Below are 1,917 nucleotides of genomic sequence, written 5' to 3'. Positions count from 1 at the left end.
ATTGGTTTGATTTAAATTCAGGACTTTATATCTCAATCAACTTATCAATATTTACATAAAAATTACAGTAAAATCACAAACATTTACACAGAATTTACAACTTGTGTATACATATCAGTTATTACCCATTAGTATGCCAAACATGGTTTTATGTGTCTATTTTGTAGCGTTGTGATTATGTGTTTTTCTGTAAAAAATCTTGTATTAACGGCAGTCATTACTATTTCGCCGTCTTGTTTATTATTCGCCGAGCCGCCACCGACAAAAGTCATTAGTGATGAGCAGCTTATTCATCAACAAGAGCGAGACAAAGCTCTACAAGAAACATTGACACCCGCCACTCCCGATATCCGTTTATTACCGCCATCAACCCACACAGGTGAACTTAATTTTCCCACTGAATCATTATGTTTTGTTATCAATCAAGTGCAGTTACTTGAGCGGGATAAATTACCCTGGTTTATTCCCTTAAATAAATTAGCGAAACAAGCTGAGCACCACTGCTTAGGCTCTGAGGGTATAAATTTATTGATGAAAGCAATACAAGACAGACTCATTAGCTATGGTTATATCACCACGCGAGTGGTGGCACCGGAACAAGATTTGGCAAGTGGTAAGTTGCAACTATTATTGGTTGAAGGTAAAACCCGGCATATTTATTACAGTGATGATAGTGATAACTATGCCCAGCTTTATACAGCTATGCCAGCACGCGAAAATCATCTTCTGAATTTACGGGATATAGAGCAAGGACTTGAAAATTTACAACGATTACCGACAGTGAGTGCTCAAATGAAGTTAGTGCCGGGTGATAAACCGGGCGAAAGCGATATTGTTATTAGCCGCAAACAGAGCAAGATGTGGCGATTGGGATTGTCGGTTGATGATTCAGGGACTAAAACAACAGGGCGAGACCAAGGCGGGGTGACATTTTACTTAGATAATCCCTTATCGCTCAGTGATTCCTTTTATGCCTCAGGTGGGCATGATATTAATGGAAAAGGTAAATATGGCTCACGCAACTATTTGCTGTCTTACTCAATTCCGTTTGGTTATTGGTCGTTAAGTGCATCTTTATCGGGCAATAAATATCATCAAAATGTAGCAGGTGAAAATCAGGATTACCAGTACAGTGGTCGCAGCCGCAATGCCAATATACAACTGAGTTATGTGCTGCATCGAAATGAATCACAAAAGACCACATTAAGTTATGGACTAATGTTACGCCAATCACATAACTATGTCGATAATACCGAGATTGAAATCCAACAACGAAAAACCACAAGCTGGCAATTGGGCATTGCTCACCGGCATTATATTGACAATATTACCATCGATGCGGGTGTTACTTACCAAAAAGGGGTTCGTTGGTTTAATGCAAAAAAAGCGCCGGAAGAGTACAACCCGGAAGATAACAGCAGCGCCTTGTCAGATATTTTCTCAGTTAACTTTTCTACCAATGTCCCTTTCACCTTAGGTGAACAGCACCTTCGTTATCGTTTAGATTATCAGGGGCAATATACGCGTGGCTCACACTTAACTTCACCAGACCAGTTTTCTATTGGTGGGCGCTGGAGTGTTCGGGGCTTTGATGGGGAGTTAACATTAAGAGCGGACCGCGGTTGGTATCTTCGTAATGAATTAGCCTGGCAAGTTCCCTTTAATCATGAAACCTATTTAGGTCTTGATACCGGTGAAGTATCGGGTGGTAAAAGTGAGTATCTGCTAGGGCGGCATTTAACCGGTGGCGTATTGGGATTTCGGGGAAACAATTATGGTTTTTACTATGACCTGTTTGCCGGCATGCCAATTCGCAAACCGAAAGGTTTTCAAACCAATCCGCTGGCATTAGGCTTTAGTGTGATGTGGAATTATTAGGTTGAATAACAAGATGTACGTTGTGTTATGTGTATAACT

The 1,917-nt window shown here is 40.6% G+C and carries 1 protein-coding gene; it reads left to right on the top strand.

All coding sequences use genetic code 11. From position 1 onward, the window contains the following. Window positions 1-177 precede the first annotated feature (177 nt). Complete coding sequence (locus J3U63_RS13140) at window positions 178-1,878, top strand: ShlB/FhaC/HecB family hemolysin secretion/activation protein (protein ID WP_267371838.1); 1,701 nt, start codon at window positions 178-180, stop codon at window positions 1,876-1,878. Window positions 1,879-1,917: the final 39 nt, after the last annotated feature.

The sequence above is a fragment of the Gilliamella sp. B2838 genome (genome assembly GCF_026536185.1).
In the GTDB taxonomy this organism is placed as follows: Bacteria; Pseudomonadota; Gammaproteobacteria; order Enterobacterales; family Orbaceae; genus Gilliamella.
Note: the sequence above shows the minus strand (reverse complement) of the source record. Positions and strands in the feature narration are given on the sequence as shown.

Bases quoted from the DNA above. Each gene is read 5' to 3' on its own strand.
- J3U63_RS13140 (WP_267371838.1), top strand. From the start codon at position 178: ATGTGTTTTTCTGTAAAAAATCTTGTATTAACGGCAGTCATTACTATT.